Source organism: Paraburkholderia sp. BR14312 (assembly GCF_040948675.1).
GTDB classification, from domain to species: Bacteria; Pseudomonadota; Gammaproteobacteria; order Burkholderiales; family Burkholderiaceae; genus Paraburkholderia; species Paraburkholderia nodosa_A.
The window spans coordinates 26,517-50,225 of sequence record NZ_JBFPKI010000024.1 but is presented as its reverse complement, the minus strand read 5'-3'; the positions used below and the strand labels follow the sequence as shown (position 1 = coordinate 50,225).

Here is a 23,709-nt window from a genome sequence, read left to right as displayed (position 1 = left end):
TCCCATGTTGAAACTGAGGCTCGATGTCGAACGTGACTTCACACGTGATAGACGTCGAGCACCTGCCGGATGTAGTCGTTCTTCAGCACGATCTTTTTGTAGGCGATCAGGAAGCCGTCGCCGGCCCTACGCAACGTGACGAACATCGTGCCGAAAAAATGGTCCGTGGCCCGGTAGCGATGATTGAGCGTGTGGAAGTTGTAGCGCACTTCCACTTCCTCGCCGCGGTCCGCCAGCACTTCCACGTTCGTGACGTTGTGGCTCGTGCGCGGCTCCGGCATCGAGGCGCCGCTGCGTTCGGTCTTGATGCGGAATACACGGTCTTCGAGCCCCCCGCGATCCGGGTAGTACATCAGCGAGATCTGCGATTCGTGGTCGTCGGTGAGCTGGTCATCGTCGTCCCACGCGGGCATCCAGTAAGTGACGTCTTCTGCGTAGCAGGCGAGCCATTCTTCCCACTGGCGATCGTCGAGCAGGCGCGCTTCGCGGTACAGCGCGGCGCAGATTGTCTGGTAATCGTTGCTCATGCCTGCGCTCCCGCTTGTGCGTGGTTCAGTTCCTGCTCAAGGGCGTCGCGCATGGCGTGCACCCAGTACTCGTGCTGAACCACGAACAACCCTTCGTCTTCGCTGCGTTCGCCGGAAATGACCGGCTTGAGGCCCATCTTCTTCGCGTTGTCGTCCGCGCCTTCGACCCACAGCGGCGCGCCGCGCGAGAGATCGTTCCACATCGCCGTCGTGCCGGCGTAACCCGCCTGGCAGGCGCGGAACTCTTCGAGGTCGTCGGCGGTGCCCATGCCCGTGACGTTGAAGAAGTCCTCGTACTGGCGAATGCGCGTCGCACGATCTTCCGCGTTCTCGCCCTTCGGCCCGAAGCAGAAAATGTTCACTTCGGTCTTGTCCACGCTGATCGGGCGCACCACGCGAATCTGCGTGCTGAACTGGTCCATCAGGAACACGTTCGGGTAGAGGCACAGGTTTCGCGTCTGGTTGACGATGAAATCGGCCTGCACTTCCCCCACGCGCGCCCTGATTTCGTCGCGATGCTTGTAGACCGGCCGCACTTCGGGGTTCATCGTGTTCGTCCACAAGAGGATGTGGCCGTGGTCGAAGCCGTAAACACCCGCCACCGACTTGCTCCAGCTATTGGCGTCCACCGCCTGGGTGCCGTCTTCCTTGCGGCGGCCCATGGTCGCGGCGTAATTCCAGTGCACGGTGCTGACGTGGTAGCCGTCGCAGCCGTTCTCCATCTGCATCTTCCAGTTGCCGTCGTAGACATACGAGGAGTTGCCGCGCAGCACTTCGAGGCCGCTCGGCGACTGGTCGACGATCTGGTCGATGATGATCTTCGCTTCGCCGAGGTAGTCTTCCAGCGGCTGCACGTCGGCGTTGAGGCTGCCGAACAGAAAGCCCCGGTAGTTCTCGAAGCGCGCGACCTTCTTCAGGTCATGCGAGCCCTGCTTGTTGAATTGCACGGGGTATTCCGTGGTCTTTTCATCCTTCACCTTGAGCAGCTTGCCGGTGTTGGAGAACGTCCAGCCGTGGAACGGACAGGTGAAGCTGCCCTTGTTGCCGTGCTTGCGCCGGCACAGCATGGCACCCTTGTGCGCGCAGGCGTTGATCACGGCGTTGAGCGTGCCGGTCTTGTCGCGCGTGATGACGACCGGTTGACGACCGAGCCACGTGGTGTAGTAGTCGTTGTTTTCGGGAATCTGGCTTTCGTGCGCGAGGTACACCCAGTTCTTCTCGAAGATGTATTTCATCTCCAGTTCAAACAGGTCGGCATTGGTGAAGATGTCGCGGCGGCAACGGAACACACCGTTTTGCTTGTCGTCCTGCACGGCGGTGGACAGCAGATGATCCAGGTCACTGGCTTTGTCGATGATGGCTGACATATTAGCTCTCCTATGCATACTCCACACGCAGTACGGAGTTCCTGCATCGGTGTCGAATGATGATCGCGAAGAAAGGAGTGGCGGCGGCAACGTGCCGCCGCCATGCTGGGGCGATTACGCCGTCGCTGCGGCGCGCAGGCGATGGACGAGCTGGTTGTCCTTGCCCTGGACCAGCGGCGTGAGCGTGAAGTTGAACTCGATGTCCTTGTACGTGTCGGCTTTCAGGCCGAGCGCGGTGCCACCGGTCTTTTCGGCCACATGCGGAATCAGCTCTTCACGCGTCGCGTAGGCGAAGTCGTCCCAAATGAGCGGGTCGCCTTCGATATTGAATTGCGTGGTGAGCTTGCGGCTGTTATCCGCCGTCACGAAGAAGTGAACGTGCGCCGGGCGGTTGCCGTGGCGGCCGAGGCCGTCCAGCAGACGCTGGGTCGAACCCTGCGGCGGGCAACCGTAACCCACCGGCATCAGCGTGCGGAATTCGTACTTGCCGTCCGCGCCGGTCTTCACCGCGCCGCGCAGGTTGAAGTCGTCCTGTGCGCCGGTCGGGTCGAAGTGCGAGTAGAAGCCCTTCGAATTGGCGTGCCAGCATTCGACCAGGGCGCCGGCGAGCGGCTTGCCGTCGAGGCCGGTGACCGTGCCGTGAATGACGAGCGGACCCGCATCGGCGTCGGCGTTCAGGTCGATGCGCGAAACGCTCTCGCGCACCGGCGCGCCTGCCACATACAGCGGCCCTTCGATCGTGCGCGGCGTGCCGCCTTCGAGACCCACCGCCTTGTCTGCGGCGTCCATGCGGATGTCGAGGTACTTCTCGAGGCCGAGGCCGGCGGCGAGCAGCGCCGCTTCGCCGTCCTGGCCGAGCTTGTTCAGATAGTTCACACCGGCCCAGACCTCATCGGGCGTGATGTCGAGATCGTCGATGGCCTTGAACAGGTCGCCCAGCAGCCGATAAACGACCTGCTGGAAACGCGCGTTGCCGCTGCTGCCGTTGAGATTCGCAGCGGCCTTCAGCAGGTCCTGCACTTCCTTCGTGTCGAATACTTTTGCGCTCATGGTGTTTGTCTCCTGGTGCTTGCTGGTATTGAGGGGGAATCAGCTCAAGCGTCGTTGGCCCTGACGGAGGACGGGTGGCGACACAACGGCGTGACCGTTATCTTCATGTACGGGAAAAGCGGCAAGGCGGTGAGAATGTCGTGCAGCTCTGCATTACTCTCTACGTCGAAGATGCTGTAGTTCGCGTACTCGCCCACCAGTCGCCAGATATGGCGCCACTTGCCGCTGCGCTGCAGTTCCTGCGAGTACTCTTTTTCGCGCGCCTTGATTTCGTTGGCGACATTGGCCGGCATGTCGGCCGGGATGTTCACATCCATGCGTACGTGGAATAGCATCGTCTTGTCCGTTTATCAGGTGTCCGGATTACTTCGTGGCTTTCATGAGGCCGTCGCGGGTGAAGCGCTTGACCTTCGCTTCGTCCAGTTCGATGCCCAGGCCCGGACCGTTCGGCACGGTCAGCTCGAAGTTGCTGTAGTCCAGCGGGGTCGTCAGAATTTCTTCGGTGATCAGCAAGGGGCCAAACAGTTCGGTGCCCCACTGCAGGTTGGCGAAGCTCGCGAACAGATGCGCCGACGCCACCGTGCTGAATGCGCCTTCGAGCATCGTGCCGCCGTACAGTTCGATACCCGCGGCGTCCGCAATCGTGGCCACGCGCTGCGCCGCGAACAGTCCGCCGCTTTGTTCGATCTTGATCGCGAACACATCGGCGCCCTCGTTCTTCGCGATCTCGAACGCGCTTTCCGGTCCCTGCAGGATTTCGTCGGCCATCAACGCTATCGGGAACCGGCGCATGAGGCGCGCAAGCGCCGCGGGCGAAGCGACCGGCTGCTCGACCAGTTCACAGCCCGCGTTGGCCAATGCGGGAATCGCCCAGGCCGCCTGCGTCTCGCTCCAGGCCATGTTGACGTCCACGCGCACGACGGCACGATCGCCCACCGCCTTCTTGATGTCGGCCACGTGCTTGATGTCGGTCTTGAGGTCTTTCGCGCCGATCTTCAGCTTGAAGATCTTGTGGCGGCGCACTTCGAGCATGGTCTCGGCTTCGGCGATGTCCTTGGCGGTATCGCCCGAAGCGAGCGTCCATGCCACCGGCAGGCGTTCGCGGCGGCGGCCGCCCAGCAGTTCGCTCACCGGCACGGAGAGACGCTTGCCCTGCGCGTCGAGCAGCGCCGTTTCCAGCGCGCACTTGGCGAAGTGATTGACCTTCACGAGCTTGCCCAGATGCGCCATGAGCGCCTGGATTCGCGTGGCGTCCTGGCCGATCATCGCCGGGGCGAAGTAGGCGTCGATCGCCAGCTTCATCGCTTCCGGGCTTTCCGGACCGTAGGCCATGCCGGCAATCGTCGTACCTTCACCGATGCCGGTTACGCCATCGCTGCAATACACCTTCACCAGCATCAGGGTTTGCCCGTACATCGTGGCGACGGACAGCTTGTGAGGGCGAATCGTCGGCAGATCGACGAGGCGGGTTTCGATACGTTCGATCGTGGCGGAAGTCATCTCGAAGGCTGCGTAAGTGAAGAAGGTATGGTGGATTTATACACGCCGCGCCTGAGCCTGATCCAATACTATTTGCGTCCAATTCCATACCTTTGTAATATGGAAACCCCGCAATCGCCCATAAGCAGGCCAATATTGCGGCGCATCATATTTTCAGGGTATTGACAATTTGATGGCTTCATTTGGGAAGGAACCATGGATCTCCGCCAGCTTCGTTACTTCGTTGCCGTCGTGCGCGAGCGCAATTTCACGCGCGCCGCGGAACAGCTTTGCATCGCTCAACCGCCACTGAGCCGGCAAATTCAGTTGCTCGAACAAGAGATCGGCGTGCCCCTTCTGATTCGCAATACGAGACCGGTGCGCACGACCGATGCGGGGCGGCTCGTCTACGAGCAGGCCATGCAGATTCTTGGGCGCGTCGAACAACTGCAGGCGACCGCCAAACACGTGGGACTGCATCACCGCACCGTGCTGTCGATCGGCTTCGTCGCCTCCGTTCTGTATTCGGGACTGCCGCCGTTGATGCGCAAGCTGCGCCAGAATGCGCCGGAACTCGACATCCAGATGGTCGAACTGATGTCGGTGCAACAGATCGAGGCGTTGAAGGAAGGCCGTATCGACATCGGCTTCGGACGCGTGCGCCACAGCGACCCCAACGTGGCCGGCATCGTCCTGCGCGAAGAGCCGCTGGCGGTGGTGGTGCCGATCGGCAGCGAGATGGCGCAGGAATCCACACCCATCCCCATCGAGCAACTGGCCGGGCAGAAACTGATTGTTTATCCCAAGGAGCCGCGCCCCAGCTTTGCCGATCAGGTATTGAACGTGTTGCACGGCGACGGCGTGCAACCGGGTGAAGTGCTGGAAGTGCGGGAAATCCAGACGGCGCTGGGGCTCGTCGCGGCCGAGTTCGGCGTATGCGTGATCCCCGCATCAGCGCGGCAGTTGCGGCAGGACGTGCACTACCGGCTGATAGACAGTGACCACGCGACCTCGCCAATCATCCTGAATCACCGCGTCAACGACAATTCAGTCTACGTCGATCTCGTGAAGCAACTGGTCAAGGAAATGTACGCCGAGCCTCAAACGTGGCTGCCTTCGAAGAAGCAAAAGTCGTGAAGCGATGTGCCGTCTAAGCCTGTTCGTTCAGGAATTCGGGTACGGCGGCGCACACCGTCACTGCGCAGCCAGTCGCTCCGCCGAAAAACGCAAGCCGTCGAAGAGTCGCTCGGCTACCCGCTCGGGAAAGCCTTCCGGTAGCGCCGCCGCGACTTCCTCTATCGCAGCGGGCGTACGCGCCAGCACGCGCTCGACCAGCGGGCCCGCATCCGGCCCGTAGTGGCACAGCCGCGCGGTGGCGTCGAAATGCGTGCGCTTCACGTCGCGCATGCGATAGTGGCGCGCCTTGCCCCACACCGCCATGGCGAGCGACGCCTTGTGCCACGACCATTGATTGCCGCCGTCGCCCTCGACGGGCCAGATCGACATGACGTCATAGAGCGGCGCGAGCTGAAAGCGCCCTGCCGGCAGCAGGCGGATGCTGAAATTCTTCGCGTGGCCATCCGGCGCTGCGAGCATCCAGAAGACGATTTGCGCAGTGAGAAACGTTTCGAGGTCTTCCCGTGCCTGCAGCGACTGGCGCAGGAGACCCGCAATTTCACGCACGCCGGGGCCGCCATGCGCTTCGTACTTGCGATGCGGCGGCACGCCGAGCGCCTGGCAGAAGTCCTCCTGCGGCAGGCGCAGCAAGCCACCGGCGCGCGAGCGCGTACGATCGAAGCGCTCCACGCTGAGCACCTTCTGCGCGCCAAAGTGGAGTATCTGCGCCTGCGAAGCAGGCAACCCATAGGCCCTCAGCAATGCCAGGCAAAGCCATTCGTTTTCGACCGAGGTATTGAAGTCCACCTTGCGATGGCCGATCAGCCCGAGTGGCAGCTTGAGAATATGCGTGGTGGGCGTGGCGCCGCGCGGCAGCAGCCATTTGCCGCGGTGGCGCAGGAGCGCGGTCTTCTCCTGCGCGCCCGCTAGCGAAATGCGCAGATCGTCAGTCTCGTGCGCGCCACCGGGCAGCGCGCCGGCCGTTTCGAGCAGCAGGCGCTCGATGACGGCATCGCTCAGCGCGGTGCCTTCGATGCGGTCGACGCGCCCCGGCGTTTCGTCCTCGCCCAGCAGTTGCACCGCGCCCACGCAATCGCGCCCGATGGCCTTGAGCAGGTCGAAGGCCTCGAGCGTATCGGTGCGAAAGCGCGTGGCGATGCGGCGGCGGATGGGCTCGCTGTCGGGCAGGAGATTGTCGAAATAGTGCTGCACGCGCTCACCGCGCAACGGCACGTCGCCGATGCCGAACGGCAGCGAGAGCGAAAGCGGCCGGCCCACGGCCGAGCGCTTCCAGGCGTCGTCATAACGCAGCTCGGTGTCGCCGGCGGACGTCATGACCCACGTGCCCACACGCTCGCCGTTGGCCCAGATCGATAGCGCGCGCGAATGCGATTTGCGGCCCATGCTCACCACTCCGGCGCGCCGGCCGCCGCCTCGCGCGATTGCACGCAGAATTCCAGCCCGTAGAGCGCGAAAAGCGCGAGCATCTGCTCGAGCGAGAGGCTGGCGGCACCCGTGGTTTCGAGCGCGGAAAGACGCGGCTGGCCGATGCCGAGATGCGCCGCGGCCTGCGCCTGGGTCATGCCGCGCGCCTTGCGGGCCGATTGCAGAATCTCGCCAAGCCCGCCTGGCGTCTGGACGATGATCTTCATGGCATATTCCTGTGAGGCATAAACCGATTATATGCCTGTGGGGAATATTTCGCCAATATCATTCACACGAATAAAACGGACATATCGCTCCCACGAATAATCGTCCGGCAAGGCTCCAGGAACCGGCCCCGGTTGCCGCGCACGGCGATGCTCACGCGCGAGCGGCCTGCTGCGCCCGCTCATGCGCACGCACGTCGAACGCGCCGCCCGTCAGAGCCTGGTCGCGCAGCGTCACCGGTTTCTTGCCCGGTAGCAGCGGGAACACCAGTTCGGCGAAGCGAATCGCCTCTTCGAGGTGAGGATAGCCGGAGAGCACGAAACTGTCCGCGCCGGCATCCACGTATTCCTTGAGGCGCGCCGCCACGGTTTGCGGATCGCCCACGAGCGCCGTGCCCGCGCCGCCGCGCACGAGGCCCACGCCGGCCCACAGGTTCGGGCTGATCTCGAGCTTGTCCCGGCTGCCGCCGTGCAACTCGGCCATGCGGCGCTGGCCCACCGAATCCATGCTCGCGTAGTTTTCCTGGGCGCGGCGGATATCGTCGTCGTCGAGCTTGCTGATGAGGCGCTCAGCAGCGGCCCACGCTTCGTCGTTGGTCTCGCGCACGATCACATGCAGGCGCACGCCGAGCTTGAGCGTGCGTCCATGGCGTGCCGCCCGGGCACGGATATCGGCGAACTTCTGCGCAACGGCCTCGGGCGGCTCGCCCCACGTGAGATAGGCGTCCACGTGCTTTGCCGCCAGTTCGTGCGCCGCCGGCGAGGAGCCGCCGAAATACAGCGGCGGATGCGGCGTCTGGACCGGCGCGTGAAAGTTCTGCGCGCCCTGCACGCGCAAATGCTTGCCCTCGAAGTTCACCGTCTCGCCGCGCAGCAGGTCGCGCCAGATCGTCAGGAATTCGTCGGCGGCTTCATAGCGCTCGTCGTGCGCGAGGAACACGCCGTCGGCCGCGAGTTCGGTGGCGTCGCCGCCCGGCACGACGTTGAGCAGCAAACGGCCGTTCAACGCCTGGTCGAGCGTGGCCGCCTGGCGCGCCGAAGCGGTGGGACCGCCGAGCGACGTGCGCAGCGCGACGAGCAGCTTGATGCGCTGCGTGACGGGCGCGAGGCTCGCCGCCGTCACCCACGGGTCGAGGCAGCTGCTCCCGGTGGGAATGAGGAGACCGTCGTAGCCGAGCTCTTCGGCGGTCACGGCGATCTGGCGCATATAGGCGTTGGTCGGCGCGCGGCCGAAATCGGATTTGCCGAGGTAGCGGGTGTCGCCGGAAGTCGGCAAGAACCAGAAGATATCGAGGCTCATCAGTGATCCTGCTGCGGGTAAATGAAGGCGCGGGTGAAGACTGGAAGCACGATGGCGCGCGGCGCAATCGCGTGACTATCGCCGCCCGTGCGTCGAACTCTGTCGCGCCCTCATTGAAACAGCCTGCAGCGTTTTCCCCTACCAGTTAATCTGCAATTGCATATGATGTATTCGGCTAAACGTCCGCATTTCCAACCCCTTTCGCGAGGAACCCAGCCATGGACACACGGACCGCCAAAATTCCCGGCCCCGATCATCCGATCACGGTCGAACCGGCGCGCACACACGTGGTGGTGACAGCAGGCGGCCGCGTGATCGCCGACACGCGCCGCGCGCTCACGCTGCGCGAGGCGAGCTATCCGGCCGTGTTCTACATACCGCGCGAGGACGCCGACATGTCGCTGCTCTCACGCACGGAACACAAGACCTGGTGCCCGTACAAGGGCGAGGCTTCGTACTATTCGATCACGCCAGGCGGCGAGCGAGCCATAAACGCAATATGGACTTATGAAACGCCGCATGAAGCGGTGTCGGCAATCAAGGACCATCTTGCGTTCTACCCGGATCGTGTCGATTCGATCGAGACGTCCGACTGAGCGCCCTGCGCCGCCTTTCGATGCGTAACGTATCGCCATGCGACGCGACATCTGCATCGTCGATGCCCACTCGGGCCCCAAGGTGTGCCAGGATTCGGTAATTCGTGCGGCGCAGCCCGCCGCACCCCGTTCCCTTACATCCAACCGACATGCAACAAGGCACCCCGGCCACCGCGGCCAGTTTTGCCAACATGGGCGTCGATCTGCTCGACTTCTTCGACGTAACGCCCACTTCGCTGTGGCTCGAAGACTATAGCCAGCTGCGAGCGCTGTTCGACAGCTGGCGCGCACAAGGCGTGACCAGCCTGCGCCAGTTCCTCGAAGACGATCCGCGCCGCGTGGCCGAATGCTCGGCCTGCATTCGCGTGCTCAAGGTCAACCGCCATACGCTCGATCTTTACGGTGCGCGCGACTATGAAGAACTTGCCGCGCATCTTCCGCAGGTGCTGCGCGACGACATGTTCCAGGCGCACGTCGGCGAGCTCGAGCAGATGTGGGACGGGCACAGCACGTTCGAGAGCAAGAGCGTGAACTACACGCTGCGCGGCCGGCGCATGGACATCCTGTTGCGTGGCGTGATTCTGCCGGGCCACGAAGCCGACTGGAGCCGCGTGCTCGTGGCGATCGAAGATGTCTCGGCGCTCGAAGAAGCGCGCCATCGGGCGACGGTGAGCGAGCAATACGCGCTCGGCGTTTTCGAACACTCGCCGGTATCGCTGTGGGTCGAAAACTTCTCTGCCATTCGCGAGCTGCTCAACGAGGTCCGTGAGCAGGGCATCGTCGACTTTCGTACCTTTACCGACGTGCACCCCGAATTTGTCGAGCGCTGCATGAGCGAAATCCAGGTGCTCGACGTGAATCACTACACGCTGGGCATGTTTCGCGCACCGGACAAAGCCACGCTGCTCGCGCGCCTGCCCGAGGTGTTCCGCGACGAAATGCGCCCGCACTTTCGCGAGCAGTTGCTCGATCTCTGGGAAGGCCGCCTCTTTCAGCAGCGAGAGGTGGTGAACTACGCGCTCGACGGCAGCGAGGTCAACGTACACCTGCAGTTTTCCGTGTTCCCAGGCCACGAAGCGCAGTGGGACCTCGTGCTGCTCGCGCTCACCGACATCACGGCGCGCAAGAAAGCCGAGGCCTACCTAGAATTCCTCGGCAAGCACGACGTGCTCACGAAGCTCAAGAACCGCTCGTTCTATGTGGACGAACTCAACCGACTGCATCGCAAGGGGCCGTTCCCGGTGAGCGCGATCGTCGTCGATATGGACAATCTGAAGACGGTGAACGACCAGCTCGGCCACGCCGCCGGCGACGCGTTGCTGCGCCGCGCTGGTGAAGTGCTCGCGAAAGCGATCCAGAAGCCCTGGCAAGCTGCGCGCATTGGCGGCGACGAATTCGCCGTACTGATGCCTGGCGCCGATCTGCGCGATGCGGAAACCGTGGTGGACAGCATCAACAAACTGGTGGAGTTGAACAACCAGTTCTACGGCGGACCGAAGCTGAGCTTTTCAATGGGCTTTGCCGGCTGCGAGGAAGGCGAAAGCGTGGAAGCGATGCTGCGTGAAGCAGACGCGGCGATGTACGAGGCCAAGCGCCGCCGCAACGAAACGAGCCGCACGTCGCTGGAAACCGACGCGGCGCGTGATGCCTGAAGCCCGAGGCGCGCGAAAAGCTTCGGATACCGTAAGAAAAGCGGGGAAGAAAAAGCGGCCGGCATGTGAGCATGCCGGCTTGCCGAAGGCCTTGCGCCCTCGTTTCACACACTCAGGCTAGCGGCGCGACGCCACCGGCCTGAGTGCGGGCTACCGTGCTGGCGTGATGCTGCGCCGCGCGCCAGCAAGCGAGCCAGCCACGCGCGTCCGCCATGACGGCGACCTGGCATCACGACGCGTTGACGGCGTCCTTGAATGCCTTGCCAGCGGTGAACTTCACCGTCTTGGCCGCGGCAATCTGGATCTCCGCGCCCGTGGCAGGGTTGCGGCCCACGCGGGCGGCACGCTGGCCAGTCGAGAACGAGCCGAAGCCGACGAGTTGCACGGAGTCACCCGAGGTGACCGCACGCGTGACGACGTCGAGGATCGCGTCGATGGCTGCACCCGTCGCTGCCTTGGTCTCGCCCGTGCTAGCGGCGACTGCGTCAATGAGTTCCTGTTTGTTCATCTGCTACCTGTGTTGAGTTGAGAAAACCTGCATACCCTACCTCACGCGGGCAAAACAGGCAAATCGCGTTGCATATGGAAACGCGCCGATCGCCCGCCCGGCACGTGTTTTGCCTCCCACGCGCATGACGGCGAAAGCCGAATCAATAGCACAACACGGCGTCAGTGTGTAGACAAAAACACGTTAAAAATTGGCAAAAATGCGCAAAAACGACATTGCGGCGGTTTAAAACGGGTTTATACAGGAATGGTTCGTGCAGATGGCCGCTGACGCATAGCGAAAACCGGGAATATTTCCGGTTATGACCGAGCCAGAAAAAAAGGCGCCGCCAGCCTGCTGTCACCCTCCGGAAGCATCACTCGGGCGGCGTCTGGCGAGCCAGGCGGACTGGGTCGACCGGGGCGAATGCATCAGCCGTCCTCCAGAATGCGGATCGCGGCGGCCCGAATCGCATCCTGTCTTTCAGTTGCGCAACGTAAGGCAGCGTGAACGCCTTTCGACTTTGGTGGCGTCTGCACCAAAGGAAATCTCGCTATCCATGGCTGTATTGATCAGTGATGCTGATTACCTGTAGACTCGCCGCCTTCGATCGCGACAGCCGGGCTCAGGTGAAAACCCAAAGTACGCGCGCGGGCACATCGGCGAGATTGGCGTAGCGAAAGCGGCAACGCGCCGGCAACTGGAAGCTGTCGTTGGCCCGCAGCGTCACGGGTTCTTCGCTATCCTCCAGCCAGATCGTCAGCTCGCCTTCGAGCACGAAGCCGCCCTGCTCGTCGCTGTCGTCCACGGGGCGCTCGCCACTCGTCGCGCCGGGATCGAGCCGGCTCTCCAGCATCGAAAAACCCGACGACATGCTGGGCGAAACGAGCACGTCCGTGATGCCGCCGCCATAGTAGAGCGTGCGCCGCTCGCCTGGCCGCGTGACCCACGGCAGTTCGCGCGGCATGCTCACGCTATAGAAGTACGTGGTGGGCGTCTGCAGCGCCTCGCCGATCGACGTGAGATCCGCCACCGTGGGCCGCGAAAGCCCCCGCTCGACCTGCGAAAGAAAGCCCACCGAGCGGCCGATCTTTTGTGCGAGTTCGGCGAGCGTCACCTTCTTGTGCTTGCGCAGATCGCGAATGAGGATCGCGAGGCCTTCGATTTCGTCCTGCTGGTCCATGCGGTTCTCTCTGTCACACGACGTCGCGCAGGCGATACCACAGCTTGCCGAGCGCCTCGAGCGGCGCGGCGAAGCGCTCGCCGCCCGGAAAGCGCGGATTATGAATGCGCTCATAGAGCGAGAGCAAGTGCGGTTCGCCGAGGATGGCGTCGGCAACGGCGCGCGCCGCCGCGAGCGTAGGCAGAATGCCGTGCCCGGAAAAGCCCTGCAGCCAGTAGCGATCGCGTTCGCGACCGACGTCGGGCGTGCGGCGGATGCTGATGTCGATATGGCCGCCCCACGCGTACTCGAATTCGATGCCGCGCAGCTGCGGAAACGCGCGCTCGAGACTCGGGCGGATCGCGGTGCCGATGTCCTTCGGGATGCCGCCAAGATACGTGCATGCGCCGCCAAAGAGCAGGCGATCGTCCGGGCTCAGGCGAAAGTAGTCAGGCACGAACTGATTGTCGATCACGCAACTGTTGCGCGGCAAAAGCGAGCGGGCAAGCGCAGGGTCGAGCCTGCGCGTGGCGATCTGCCAGGTGCCCACAGGCAGCACGCGGCTTGCCAGATCGCTATCGAGCCGGTCGATGTAGGCGTTGCAGGCGAGCACCAGCGTGCCGGCGCGCACCGTGCCTTCCCGCGTGCTCGCCACGTAGCCGCTCGGCGTTTCGCGATACGCGAGCACCCGGCTTTGCTCGAAGATGACGCCGCCCGCGCGCTCAATGGCGTCGGCGAGGCCGAGCGCCAGCTTGAGCGGATCGAGATGCCCCGCCTCGGGATCGTAGAGCGCCGCGCGATAACGGCGACTGCCGATCCACTCCGGCATCTCCGGCTCGCCAATGAGTCGCAGGCGTTCGTAGCCCCACTTGTGCGCGGCCTCGTCGCGCGCGGCTTCGAGCATGGCGACACGCGAGCGCCGCACCGCCGCCCACAGGCTGCCTGGCCGGTAGTCGATGTCGAAGCCGTGCCGCCCGGGCAATTCGCGCACTTCGGCGGCGGCCCAGCGCATGCTGTCCCACAGCTCCCGCGCCCCCGCCAGACCCAGCGCCTGCACGAACGGCGGCATATCGCACGACCAGCCGAGCAGCGCTTGCCCGCCATTGCGGCCAGAGGCGGCCCAAGCCACGCGGCTCGCCTCGACGACCGCGACGCGGCGCCCGGCCAGCGCAAGCCGCAACGCCGTGTGCAAGCCGCTGAAGCCTGCCCCTACGACCAGCACGTCGGCGTGGTAATCGCCCGCCAGCGCGGGGCGCTCGGGCAGCGCGCCGCTCTGGGCGAAGCGACGTGCGTAATAGCTTTCAATATGACGGGTCGATTCGGCGAACATGGCACGTCCGTGAAATTTTTCATGTTAAATTTCATGAAAAACTAACACGACAAATTCACGCACGCAAATCGGCGCATTCCCGGTGGCGACGCTCCCCCCAACCGGCTTACCCGAGGTCAACATTTATGCCCATCGTTAAAAGCCCGGCTCACGGCGCGCGAGGAACGCATTGGCGCCCCATTGCAACGCACCGCACAGCAGCAGATACACGAACCCGACGAACAGGAAGATTTGCGCCGGGTACACCAGCAGACGGTTATTGAGCTGATTGGCGAGGAAGGTGAATTCGGGCACGCCGACGATATAGGCGAGCGACGTATCCTTGATCAACGACACCCACTGATTGACGAACGACGGCATCATCACCCGCACGGCTTGCGGCAGGATGACTTCGCGCAATGCCTGCCAGCGCGTCAAGCCAAGCGAAAGCGCTGCCTGCCGCTGCCCCGCGCCGATCGACGTGATGCCCGCATAAACCGAATGCGACAGATACGCGCCGCCGATCAGCGCGAGCGCGCACACGACCGTCGCAAGACCAGGAACGTCGACGTGCAGCAGGATCGGCATCAGGAAGAAGGTCCAGAAGATCAGCATCAACACGGGTATCGCGCGAAAGAATGCGACCACGGCGGTCAGCACGAGACGGACGACGCCGCGCGTCATGGCGAGCGCAACGCCGAGCGCGAATCCGGTCAGCGCTGCGAGCAGAGCCGACACCACCGAGAGCGCGATCGTCAGCGCAACGCCTCCCAGCGGTCCCGCCGGAAACGCGCCGATCATCAAATAGCGCAAAGCCGGTAACCACGCGAACTCGTTCACGCACGGCCTCGCTGCAAACCGTGCAGGCCGGCACGCTGCCAGAGCACCAGCGCGACTTCGATAACTGCGATGGCGAGCACATAGAATACGGTCGCTGTGCCGAATGCCTGAAAGGTCCTGAAGCTTTCGGTATCGACCTGCCGCGACATGTACGACAGCTCGCCCACACCTATCGCCATCGTCAGCGACGAATTTTTGATCACGTTCATGTATTGGCCAGCGAGCGGCGGCGTGGCAATGCGCAACGCCTGTGGCAGGATCACGTAGCGCAGGATCGCGTAGCGGCGCATGCCAAGCGCCGCAGCCGCCTGCCACTGTGCGCGGTTCACGCCGCGCATGCCGGCCAGAAACTCTTCGCCGATGAACGCCGTGGTGTAGCAGGTCAATCCGACCCAGCCGGCGAACAGTTCGAAACTCGGCCAGCGCAGCGTAAGCGGCCCAAACGTCGCCAGGTGCGGCGTGTTAAGCCAGCTCATCCAGCCGGACGGCAGCACGGCCGCGACACCGAAGTACCAGAACAGCAATTGAACGAGCAGAGGAGAATTGCGGAAGACGAACACGTAGAGCGCCGCCGCGCGCGCAATCGCGCGAGTGCGGGCCGTGCGCGCAACCGCGAGCAGAAAGCCCAGCGGCGTCGCGCACGACGCCGTGCAGGCAGAGAGCATCAGCGTGACGAAGAAACCTTGTTCGAGCCACGCGAGATACTTCGGGTCAAGCCAGTTATGCATGAATCAGGCGCCGCGCTCAGCTGTTCTTTTGCGGGTCGCCGATCTTGAAGAGACGGGGCAGCGGCGCCGCACTCTTCGGGCCGAACCACTTGTCGTAAATCTGCGCGGCCTCGCCGTCGCTCTCCAGGTGAGTCAGCGTGTTGTTCACCGCATCGAGCAGACGCGTCTCGCCTTTGGGTACGCCAACGCCTTCGTAGTCGTTCGAGATCGTGAACGGGGAAATCTCATAGCCCGCCTTGTCCGGCGCGCGTGCCAGCAGCGCGACGAGCTTCGGGCCGTCCTGCGTGATGGCTTGCACGTTGCCCGTACGCAGTGCGGCAAAAGCGAAAGGTGTGTCATCGTACGCGACGATGGTTGCACCCGGGAATTTCGCCCGCACCTGCTGTTCGTTGGTCGTGCCTTTATCCGCGCCGATACGCAGACTGTTGAGCTGTTCCGAAGACTTCAGCACGCCCTTCTTCGCAATGAACTGGGTGCCCGAAGCGAAGTATGGCGTGCTGAAATCGACTTCCTTCCTGCGATCGTCGGTAATCGTAAAGTTGGCGAATACCAGATCGACCTTTCCCGACTTCAGAAACGCAATGCGATTGGCGGGATTGGTGGGCTGAACTTCGAGCTTCACACCCAGGTTTTTGGCGACGGCGCGCGCATAGTCCACGTCGAGCCCAACGATCTGATTGTCTTTCGGATCGACGAAACCGAACGGCGGATTGCTGTCGAATGCAGCGACGCGCAACACGCCCGCCCGCTTGATGTCGTCCAGACGATCCGCATGCGCGGACGTCGATGCCGCGACCAGAAGTGCCGTCAACAGTGCGCCTGGCACTGCGCCCCAGATGCTGCTTTTCATTATCGGTTTTCCTTCTTTTCTCGTTGAGGTACGCAGCCTATCCGCATGACGGGTGCGAACGAACCAAGTTTTTTTCAGATCGAAAGCGCTGCCGGCGATATGGCCAACGGCACGCTGCAACTGTCGCTTATGCCTCGCTATAAGCGCCGAGATACAGCGATCCGATCGGTGCCCCACACCCGCACCACGTGCCGCAAGTAATGTTGACGCATGCTTCCTTGCATGCGGCCTCGCACTGCAACTCTTGCCGGGAAAATCCATTCGATGCGGTAATGTCGACTATCGCCAATGCCGCCGACATGCATTTATTTCGCGCGCGAAAATTGAATGCGAATAGGTTCCCAGGTTCTTACAACTAAATGGGGTTATCACCCTTGACCTGGGTACATCGGCTGCTTAGCATCAACGTGGGACTTTGCATTGAGCTTTTTCATCAGCGGGTCGATGAGTCAGTTTCGGTCCTCAGCAAGGCTCGCTGCAAAGCCCGGTTTGTCTGGATTTGGGGGACTTTTATGTCTTACCGCCGCTGGACGTCTCCTGCCGAGACCGCAGAATGGATCATCCTCGTCGGCGCGGCTTTCGCAGTGCTGGGCGGGTGGATACCCTGGATGGGCCACGCGCCTTATTACTTCGTCGCCGGCGTTGCACTGATCGGCGCTGGCATCCTCATGCTATGGAACCGCTCGGCGGGACTGTGGTGGTATTTCGGCATGTTCGTCGCCGCCCTGGGCTGGTCGATCTTCAAGGTTGGGCTGGATGGCTGGAGCCTGCTGCCGCGACTCTTCGTGCTCGCCCTGATCGGCATCGGGATAAGCCTCGTCATTATCACCGGCAGTTCGGCAGTCGGCCGGCCGCTACGCGTGGCGGCAATCATCACGGCTGTCTTCTACCTCGTCGCAATCGCCAGCATGCTCTGGTCCGCCATCGCCTGACCGGGACCGAGCGACTACCCACAATCAAATCTTGCGGGCTCGGTAGTCGCCCGCGTTCGTCGTCGGTCGGATCTCCACCTGGTTGATCATTCAACCGACTAATCGAGCGGCAACTCATGCCGAAGGCCAGGCGAATTCATGCGATGGTGCGGTGCGTTTTACCGCACTTCCACATTCCTCTTACCGCGATTGCACCACGCATTAGTCGTCCGCCGCCAATTTCAAGCAAACGGAATACTTTCCCGCGCTGCGCGAGTTATTTCGATGGATCATATGGATATGCCTCCGATGATCATACGTATCTCTCGTTCGGAGTCCATAGCGATAAGGAAAATGTGAGATTGGCGCTCCACTGAATCGGACTACCGGGACAACATGATGCGAAACTCACCGACCGAGACTGCTTTCCTTCCCGACGTCACCGCCCGCGCGAACACGGGTAGTCTTCGCCACGAGATCCGCGTATGCAGCACCCACGCGGACTTCCTGAAACTGCGCTCTTCCTGGGAGGCCGTCTGCACGACGTGTCCGGCGACACTCGAGTTTGCCTATTGCGAACTTGCAGCCGCCAAGGCGTTTGCGCGCGGCGCGGCGGTCAATGTCGCGCTCGTCTACGACGGCGCCGCGCTCGTCGCGCTCTGGCCGTTGTGCATTGCGCGCGAAGGCGCATGCCGGATCGCGCGCGCACTCGGCTGCGGAAGCAACGAGGAATATGGCGGCCCGCTCGTGTCCGATCGAGGCGACGGGCGCTTCTATGACGCCGCCGTCGATGCGTTGCGCAGCGTCGACGCCGACGTGCTGGAGATACGCTTCGTCGAATGCAACGGCCCCCTTCACGAGGCGCTCTCGCGTGCGCCTCTGTCGTGGGTCTTACGCGCGCTTCCGGAACGCTGGCGCCTGCTGTCCGGGTACTCCATGGAGCTGTCCCGGTTCCCCACCTTCGACGCCTTCATCGCGACGAGGCCCGACTCGCTGCGTCGCCCATTGAGACGTCTCGCAAGGCGGCTTTCGGAGGACGGCGCGGTGGAATATGGCTGGTGCAAGGACGTCGAAGACGCCCGAACGGTCCTCACATGGCTCTTTGCGACGAAGCGCAACTGGGTGCTATCTCGCGGCCTCGACGCGCCTTATCTGATGAACGACGACGTGCGCGACTTCTTCATCGAACTCGCCGGGCGGACCGATCTCGCTACGACTCCACTGGTCTCGTTCGTCAAACTGGACGGCATTCCCATTGCGGCATCCGTCAATCTGACCGGGCCACGCAGGCTGGAGTATTTCATCACGACCTATGACGAGGCCTATGCCGCCCGCTCCGTCGGCAACCTGCTGGTCGACAGCATGGCGCGATGGGCGCTCGCGAACGGCCGTGATTTCGACTTCCGCCCATACTTCTCGAGCTACAAGGAGCGTTGGTCGAACCATAAGAGCTGGTACGAATCGCATTTCGTCGTACTCACATGGCGTGGCAGGCTCATTGAGTTTCCTCTTGCCGCGGAGCAGGCTCGGCGCGTATTGCGCAGAGCGCGCGAGTTTGCCATCGACCCGCTGCGCGCGAAGCTGCGCGCCCTCACGTCGGCGCGCTGAACGCCGCAATCCGTGGTCAGCCGTCCTGCCGGTTCGACCAGGCCTTGACGTAAGCCGGAGCCTCGCGCTCCGGCGTTGCGGTATCGGCTACGGGCGGCAACGGTGCGAGCGTCAACGGCAGCACGCCTGCCCAGACAGGCCGATCCATGTCATCCTCGTCGTCCTTCGGGCCGCCCGCGCGGACCTTCGTCACGGACTCCGCGAGCGCAATGCGCATGACCGTGGTCGCTGCCAGTTCCTTGCGATTGCCCGCTCGCACTTCATGCCTGCGGCCCGGCGCGATGTGCTCCATGAAGGCATCGAGCACGGCAGCCTTGTGCTCTTCCGTCACCACCTCGAACACACCGTAAATCACGGCGGAACGATAGTTCATCGAATGGTTGAACGCCGAGCGCGCGAGCACGAGTCCATCGAGATGCGTGACGGTCACGCAAACCTCGGCGCCCTCGGCCGCGAGGCGCAGCATGCGGCTGCCGTTCGAACCGTGAATATAGAGATGATCGCCTTCGCGCCAGCATGCGGTGGGAATGCAATGCACGCCGTGCTCGTCGCTGAAGGCGACGTGGCAGACGTAGGCTTCGTCAAGAATCGCATGCAGCGTCGCCGCATCATAGTGCGCGCGCCGCGCGATCCGGCGCACACGTGTGCGTTGCGAAGGTGCTGCGCTGTCGGCGGCAGGGTCGTTGACGGCATCGGCAAGGGACATCGTTTGGCTTCCTCGATGGTTCGGGTGGAGATGCCGCCTACGATAGACAAGCCGTGGCCCCATGGGTAGATCCAGACTCGCCTTGTGCGGTGGAGCCACAAATCTTCCCCCAGACACCTCATCGAGATTTGTCAGGAAAAAGCTGCAGGATCAAAAAATCTCCTGTACAATCCGGCCTCCTTGATTCCCCGATAGCTCAGTCGGTAGAGCGCCGGACTGTTAATCCGTAGGTCCCTGGTTCGAGCCCAGGTCGGGGAGCCAGACATGCGGGAGTAGCTCAGTTGGTAGAGCGCAACCTTGCCAAGGTTGAGGTCGCGAGTTCGAGACTCGTCTCCCGCTCCAGCATCCAGTCAGGCCATCCGCCTGCGATCAGCACCGCGTCCAAGCGCGCGTGCCCCTGCCTCGAGGCAGCGAAAACCGGAAGCACGCCCCTTTCCCCTCCAGCGAAGTCGCTTCGATCTGCCCGCCGTGCGCCTCGACAATCGACTTGCAGATCGACAGTCCCATCCCCATGCCCGCGTCTTTGGTAGTCGCGAGCGAGTCGAACAGATGGTGCGCGACCTTCGCGGCACCCGATACATAGGAATACCTTCGTCGTTCAGTGCACACTGAATAGCCGCAAGCGGATTACCATAACGGCCTCGCCGCACGACGGCAACGCACGAGATTCATAGAGGGCCTTTCGATGCATCAGCGGCTGTATGAGGCCCCTGCGCTGATTTATGTCCCGTCTTTCGCTTTCGCAACTTCTTGTCCGGTACGCATTCATTGCGTTCACGCTAGCGGCATTTGCCGCGGCGTTCGCATGGACCGCGGGCTGGATACACTGGCCCGGCGCTCAGGCCGCGCTCACGCCTGACCGGCTCATCGACGTCTTCGAACGCACAGCCGGCAAGCATCCCGGATTTCGCCGCAATCATGCGAAAGGCATCTGCGTGAGCGGCTATTTCGACAGCAACGGCAACGGCACGGCGCTTTCTCGCGCGAGCGTATTCGAGCGCGGACGCACGCCGTTGATTGGTCGCTTCTCCGCGCCCGGCGGCAATCCTGCTGAAGACGACGCGGACACGACCGTGCGCAGCTTTGCGCTGCGCTTCGCGATGCGCGACGGCGAGCAATGGCGCACCGGCATGAATTCCGCGCCCGTATTCGCGGTGCGCACGCCGCAAGCGGTTTACGAACTGCAAGAGGCAATGGAGCACGACACGCTCACAGGCCGTCCCGACCCCGCGAGACTCGACGCGTTCTTTGCGAGCCACCCCGAAACTCACGCACTGCGCGACTGGCTCGCCGCGCATGCGCCGTCCTCCGCGTTCTATAACGCGAGCTATTACAGCATCGATGCGTTTCGCTTCACTGACGCAAGCGGCAACATGCGATTCGTGCGCTGGAGTGTCGTGCCCGATACGCCTTACGCGGCGCTGGACACCCGGAACTCGAATGCGAGAGACCCCGACTTTCTCGCGCACGACCTGAAAGTGCAATTGAAGTCGGCTCCCGTGCGCTGGCACCTCATGCTGACGCCCGCGGGCGCGGGCGACCCGGTGGACGATGCCACCCGGACCTGGCCCGCCGAACGCGAGCAGCACCGCGTCGATGCGGGTACCATCGTCATCGAGCATGCACAGTCGCAGATCGACGGCCCCTGCCGCGACATCAATTTCGACCCAACGGTGCTGCCGGTGGGCATTGCGCCCTCGGACGACCCGCTGCTCGCCGCGCGCGCGGCCGCTTACGCGGTGTCGTTCGACCGCCGTACGAGCGAAGAAGCGCACGCCCGCGTGAAAGCCCGCTGAAGGCGGCGCAAACGCAACCCAAACGCAACCCAAACGAAAGCATGGAATAAAGTCCAACGGCCAGGTGTTTCGTTTCTAGTTCACCAAAATGGCCCGAGCCGCGCGCCCTTGACCAGACGGTCGCACACGACCGCAGCGCACGCCAGTCCGGATTGAACGGGGATCGTGGAGAAAACCCTTCGATGAGCGGTACAGACTTACCGGGCATGCTACCCGCCATGATTCCGCGGCTGTGGGCGTTTGCGCTGCGCCTGTCCGGGGACCAGCACGACGCCGAAGACCTCGTGCAACGCGCCTGCCTGCGCGGGCTCGAACGCGCTCATCAGCTTCGACCCGACACGGCTCCCCTGAGCTGGATGTACTCCATCATGCATTCCACATGGATCAACGAACTTCGAGCCCGCAGCGTGCGCAAGCGCGCGAGCTTCGAATGGGACGACGATTTCCTCGAAAATCTCCCCGATCCCGTCGATAACGGCCCCGAAACACAACTCATGCACAGCCAGATCATCGAGGCAGTCGAGCGCCTGCCCGAAGCCCAGCGTGTGGTGATGCTACTCGTCGCGGTCGAAGGCATGACGTACCAGCAGGCCGCCGACGTGCTCAAGGTACCCATTGGCACCGTGATGAGCCGGCTCTCGCGAGCGCGGCAATCGGTCGGCGCCATGTTCAGCGGTGCAGCGCCCAAGGCGCCGCCCGCCCCGCAGCAGAAGGACTCACTCGCATGATTGCCGACGACGCACAGTTACTCGCCTATGTGGACGGCCGCCTGTCGCCGGACGAGCGCGCCGCGATCGAAGCGCAGTTGCGCGAGTCCGCCGAGGCGCGCAAGAAGGTTACGCTGCTGCGCACCTCGCAGGTCGATTTCGCCGGCGCCTTCGCTCAGCAAACGCTGCCGCCCGTGCCCGAATCGCTGCGCATTGCCATCGAGGATAGGGTGCGCGCACAAACCGCACAAACCGGGCAACCCGCGCAACCGTCTTCGAGCGCAAACGACGCGGCGATACCAGCCGCGGAACAACACCCCCCCGCGCCCGTGAGATCGCGCCTGCGCCGCGTGCCGGTCTGGCTCGCGGCGGCCTGCGTGGCGGGCGCGTTCCTGGCCGGCCAGTTCGTGCGCTTCGATGCGCTGTTCGGGCCTGCGGGCCAGGGCTCCGGCGCCTCGCAACTCGCGAGCGCATCGGACCTGTCGCCGTGGGTGAAGGCGGCGGTCGGCTACCAGAAGCTCTATACGCGGGAGACCGTCGCCTACCGGCAGGACGATCCGGCGCTCGCCGCCAGGGTCGTCGACGACATCCGCCGCGACGACCGTCTCGCGCTGCGCGTGCCCGACCTGAGCAGCGCAGGGCTCACCTTCAAGTCGGTGCAGCGCCTGCGCTTTCACGACAAGCCGCTCGTGCAGATCGTTTATCTGCCGCGCAGCGGGCCGCCCATCGCGTTGTGCGTGATGAAGGACGCGCGCCCGGACGAAGCGGTCGCCTCGCGCACCGTCGATTCGATGGGCGTGACCACATGGCGGCAGAACGAACTGACCTATGCGCTCATCGGGCAGGCGGGCGACGTCGATCTCGCCGCGCTCGGCAAGCGCATCTCCAACCTCGATACGGCCGCGCTATTCAGCGAGGCGCAGGAAGCCGTACCGCCGCATAACGGATAAGCGCCAAGGTCGGCGCGGAATAATTTCGACGCCGGGCTGTTGTGTTGAGGAACCCTCGATCAATGGCTCGGCATGATTCATCGATTGCACCTCTGGGCAGCGGGCATCGTCATCGCGGCGGCGCTTGCATCGCCCGCGCACGCCGCCTGGCGGCTCGCGAGCAGCGATGCACCCATCGGCGTCGTGCGCGGCGCGAGCGTGACTTCGGCAGCGGCGGGCGACACCTTGCGCGACGGCGATCTACTCGAATCGCGTGATGGCGTTGCGCATCTGCAGGAAGAGCACGGCACGCTCGTCGCGCTCGGTCCACGTACTCGCGCGATGCTCATGGCCGACGGACATGTCGCCTTGCTCAGCGGCTGGCTGAAGATCGCGGCTGCCGCGTGCGCAAGCGCGCCTTGTGCCCAGGTGCGCGTGGACACGGAACCCGGATCGCTCGATATTGGAGCGAGCGCAGCGGCGATCATCGCAGCGCCCGATAACACGCAAACGGTCAACGTATTCAGCGAAACCGGCACGCAGATGTTCGCGGCAAAGCCGCCCACGTCGATACCTAACGGCCGTTTCGCGAACGTCGACAGCACGGGCCATGTGCAAATATCGGCGCGCCCCACCGACGCTTTCGTCACGACCATGCCGGTCGCGTTTCGCGACGCCTTGCAGCCGCTCGCCGTCGCCAGGCCCGCACACCTCCTTGCGCCGCCCTCGCACGCCGCCACTTACGACGACATCGCGCCGTGGCTGGACAGCAAGCTGCCCGCGCGCAAGGGCTTTCCCGCACGCTTTCGCTCGCGTCTGATCGATCGTGCATTTCGCCACGATGTTCAAGCGCATCTGAATACCCTGCCCGACTGGCGCGCCTTGCTCTATCCGCCAGCGCGCCCGGGCGTTCACAACGTGCGCTATCCCTAAGGCTCGA

The 23,709-nt window shown here is 63.4% G+C and carries 25 protein-coding genes and 2 tRNA genes; 11 read left to right on the top strand and 16 right to left on the bottom strand.

Features of this window, described 5'->3' with window-relative positions; genetic code table 11:
- Positions 1-38 precede the first annotated feature (38 nt).
- The 5 genes from benB to AB3X98_RS39725 form a co-directional block, all read right to left on the bottom strand.
- A complete protein-coding gene (benB, locus tag AB3X98_RS39745) occupies positions 39-527 on the bottom strand; it encodes a benzoate 1,2-dioxygenase small subunit (RefSeq protein WP_368606393.1) in 489 nt (162 codons plus the stop codon).
- Positions 524-1,894: a Rieske 2Fe-2S domain-containing protein gene (locus AB3X98_RS39740; RefSeq protein ID WP_342947511.1), complete on the bottom strand. Its 1,371-nt coding sequence runs from the start codon at positions 1,892-1,894 to the stop codon at positions 524-526. The genes benB and AB3X98_RS39740 overlap by 4 nt, the downstream gene beginning before the upstream one ends.
- 114 nt (positions 1,895-2,008) lie before the next feature.
- Entirely contained in the window at positions 2,009-2,944 is a 936-nt protein-coding gene (gene catA, locus AB3X98_RS39735; RefSeq protein WP_069268897.1) for a catechol 1,2-dioxygenase, read from the bottom strand.
- Positions 2,945-2,988: 44 nt separating this feature from the next.
- The gene (gene catC / locus AB3X98_RS39730) at positions 2,989-3,279 is read right to left on the bottom strand and encodes a muconolactone Delta-isomerase (protein ID WP_069268896.1); all 291 of its coding nucleotides are present in this window, start codon (positions 3,277-3,279) and stop codon (positions 2,989-2,991) included.
- A 28-nt stretch (positions 3,280-3,307) separates the two neighbouring features.
- Positions 3,308-4,444, bottom strand: a complete 1,137-nt coding sequence (locus AB3X98_RS39725; protein ID WP_342947510.1) for a muconate/chloromuconate family cycloisomerase — start codon at positions 4,442-4,444, stop codon at positions 3,308-3,310.
- A 195-nt stretch (positions 4,445-4,639) separates the two neighbouring features.
- On the opposite strand from AB3X98_RS39725, the gene AB3X98_RS39720 reads away from it, so the two are divergent.
- Positions 4,640-5,560, top strand: coding sequence for a LysR family transcriptional regulator (locus AB3X98_RS39720; RefSeq protein ID WP_069268894.1), 921 nt, complete (start codon positions 4,640-4,642; stop codon positions 5,558-5,560).
- A 57-nt stretch (positions 5,561-5,617) separates the two neighbouring features.
- Here AB3X98_RS39720 and AB3X98_RS39715 read toward each other — a convergent pair whose 3' ends face one another.
- From AB3X98_RS39715 to ssuD, 3 genes are all read right to left on the bottom strand, one after another.
- Complete coding sequence (locus AB3X98_RS39715; RefSeq protein WP_342947509.1) at positions 5,618-6,943, bottom strand: type II toxin-antitoxin system HipA family toxin; 1,326 nt, start codon at positions 6,941-6,943, stop codon at positions 5,618-5,620.
- 2 nt (positions 6,944-6,945) lie between these two features.
- Entirely contained in the window at positions 6,946-7,191 is a 246-nt protein-coding gene (locus tag AB3X98_RS39710; RefSeq protein WP_368606392.1) for a helix-turn-helix domain-containing protein, read from the bottom strand.
- Between the two features lie 151 nt (positions 7,192-7,342).
- The gene (gene ssuD, locus AB3X98_RS39705) at positions 7,343-8,488 is read right to left on the bottom strand and encodes an FMNH2-dependent alkanesulfonate monooxygenase (protein WP_069268891.1); all 1,146 of its coding nucleotides are present in this window, start codon (positions 8,486-8,488) and stop codon (positions 7,343-7,345) included.
- A 218-nt stretch (positions 8,489-8,706) separates the two neighbouring features.
- On the opposite strand from ssuD, the gene AB3X98_RS39700 reads away from it, so the two are divergent.
- Together AB3X98_RS39700 and AB3X98_RS39695 are read left to right on the top strand one after the other, a co-directional pair.
- Positions 8,707-9,084, top strand: a complete 378-nt coding sequence (locus AB3X98_RS39700) for a DUF427 domain-containing protein (RefSeq protein ID WP_368606391.1) — start codon at positions 8,707-8,709, stop codon at positions 9,082-9,084.
- Positions 9,085-9,233: 149 nt separating this feature from the next.
- The gene (locus AB3X98_RS39695) at positions 9,234-10,736 is read left to right on the top strand and encodes a diguanylate cyclase (RefSeq protein ID WP_368606390.1); all 1,503 of its coding nucleotides are present in this window, start codon (positions 9,234-9,236) and stop codon (positions 10,734-10,736) included.
- A gap of 229 nt (positions 10,737-10,965) precedes the next feature.
- Here AB3X98_RS39695 and AB3X98_RS39690 read toward each other — a convergent pair whose 3' ends face one another.
- The 6 genes from AB3X98_RS39690 to AB3X98_RS39665 form a co-directional block, all read right to left on the bottom strand.
- Positions 10,966-11,244, bottom strand: a complete 279-nt coding sequence (locus AB3X98_RS39690) for an HU family DNA-binding protein (protein WP_028207645.1) — start codon at positions 11,242-11,244, stop codon at positions 10,966-10,968.
- Between the two features lie 604 nt (positions 11,245-11,848).
- Positions 11,849-12,406: an XRE family transcriptional regulator gene (locus tag AB3X98_RS39685; RefSeq protein ID WP_342947506.1), complete on the bottom strand. Its 558-nt coding sequence runs from the start codon at positions 12,404-12,406 to the stop codon at positions 11,849-11,851.
- Between the two features lie 13 nt (positions 12,407-12,419).
- Entirely contained in the window at positions 12,420-13,715 is a 1,296-nt protein-coding gene (locus tag AB3X98_RS39680) for an NAD(P)/FAD-dependent oxidoreductase (RefSeq protein WP_368606389.1), read from the bottom strand.
- A gap of 135 nt (positions 13,716-13,850) precedes the next feature.
- Positions 13,851-14,534, bottom strand: coding sequence for an amino acid ABC transporter permease (locus AB3X98_RS39675; protein WP_368606388.1), 684 nt, complete (start codon positions 14,532-14,534; stop codon positions 13,851-13,853).
- The gene (locus AB3X98_RS39670) at positions 14,531-15,262 is read right to left on the bottom strand and encodes an amino acid ABC transporter permease (RefSeq protein ID WP_069268885.1); all 732 of its coding nucleotides are present in this window, start codon (positions 15,260-15,262) and stop codon (positions 14,531-14,533) included. The genes AB3X98_RS39675 and AB3X98_RS39670 overlap by 4 nt, the downstream gene beginning before the upstream one ends.
- 16 nt (positions 15,263-15,278) lie before the next feature.
- Positions 15,279-16,112, bottom strand: a complete 834-nt coding sequence (locus AB3X98_RS39665) for an ABC transporter substrate-binding protein (protein WP_368606387.1) — start codon at positions 16,110-16,112, stop codon at positions 15,279-15,281.
- A 512-nt stretch (positions 16,113-16,624) separates the two neighbouring features.
- Here AB3X98_RS39665 and AB3X98_RS39660 point away from each other — a divergent pair.
- Positions 16,625-17,044, top strand: a complete 420-nt coding sequence (locus tag AB3X98_RS39660) for a hypothetical protein (protein ID WP_342947501.1) — start codon at positions 16,625-16,627, stop codon at positions 17,042-17,044.
- A 375-nt stretch (positions 17,045-17,419) separates the two neighbouring features.
- The gene (locus AB3X98_RS39655) at positions 17,420-18,631 is read left to right on the top strand and encodes a GNAT family N-acetyltransferase (RefSeq protein WP_342947500.1); all 1,212 of its coding nucleotides are present in this window, start codon (positions 17,420-17,422) and stop codon (positions 18,629-18,631) included.
- A gap of 16 nt (positions 18,632-18,647) precedes the next feature.
- Here AB3X98_RS39655 and AB3X98_RS39650 read toward each other — a convergent pair whose 3' ends face one another.
- Positions 18,648-19,337, bottom strand: coding sequence for a pyridoxamine 5'-phosphate oxidase family protein (locus tag AB3X98_RS39650; protein ID WP_368606385.1), 690 nt, complete (start codon positions 19,335-19,337; stop codon positions 18,648-18,650).
- A 185-nt stretch (positions 19,338-19,522) separates the two neighbouring features.
- Here AB3X98_RS39650 and AB3X98_RS39645 point away from each other — a divergent pair.
- Positions 19,523-19,598 (top strand) — tRNA-Asn (locus tag AB3X98_RS39645).
- Positions 19,599-19,603: 5 nt separating this feature from the next.
- Positions 19,604-19,679 (top strand) — tRNA-Gly (locus AB3X98_RS39640).
- Positions 19,680-19,706: 27 nt separating this feature from the next.
- On the opposite strand, the gene AB3X98_RS39635 is transcribed toward AB3X98_RS39640, so the two are convergent.
- Entirely contained in the window at positions 19,707-19,946 is a 240-nt protein-coding gene (locus tag AB3X98_RS39635; RefSeq protein WP_368606384.1) for an ATP-binding protein, read from the bottom strand.
- Positions 19,947-20,059: 113 nt separating this feature from the next.
- Between AB3X98_RS39635 and AB3X98_RS39630 the strand changes: the two genes are divergently transcribed.
- From AB3X98_RS39630 to AB3X98_RS39615, 4 genes are all read left to right on the top strand, one after another.
- A complete protein-coding gene (locus tag AB3X98_RS39630) occupies positions 20,060-21,133 on the top strand; it encodes a catalase family peroxidase (RefSeq protein WP_368606383.1) in 1,074 nt (357 codons plus the stop codon).
- 182 nt (positions 21,134-21,315) lie between these two features.
- Positions 21,316-21,861, top strand: a complete 546-nt coding sequence (locus AB3X98_RS39625) for an RNA polymerase sigma factor (protein ID WP_069268879.1) — start codon at positions 21,316-21,318, stop codon at positions 21,859-21,861.
- On the top strand, positions 21,858-22,790 hold the full coding sequence (locus AB3X98_RS39620; RefSeq protein ID WP_368606382.1) for an anti-sigma factor: 933 nt from the start codon (positions 21,858-21,860) through the stop codon (positions 22,788-22,790). Before AB3X98_RS39625 ends, AB3X98_RS39620 begins: the two co-directional genes overlap by 4 nt.
- Before the next feature lie 72 nt (positions 22,791-22,862).
- Positions 22,863-23,702, top strand: coding sequence for a hypothetical protein (locus AB3X98_RS39615; protein WP_342947495.1), 840 nt, complete (start codon positions 22,863-22,865; stop codon positions 23,700-23,702).
- Positions 23,703-23,709 lie beyond the last annotated feature (7 nt).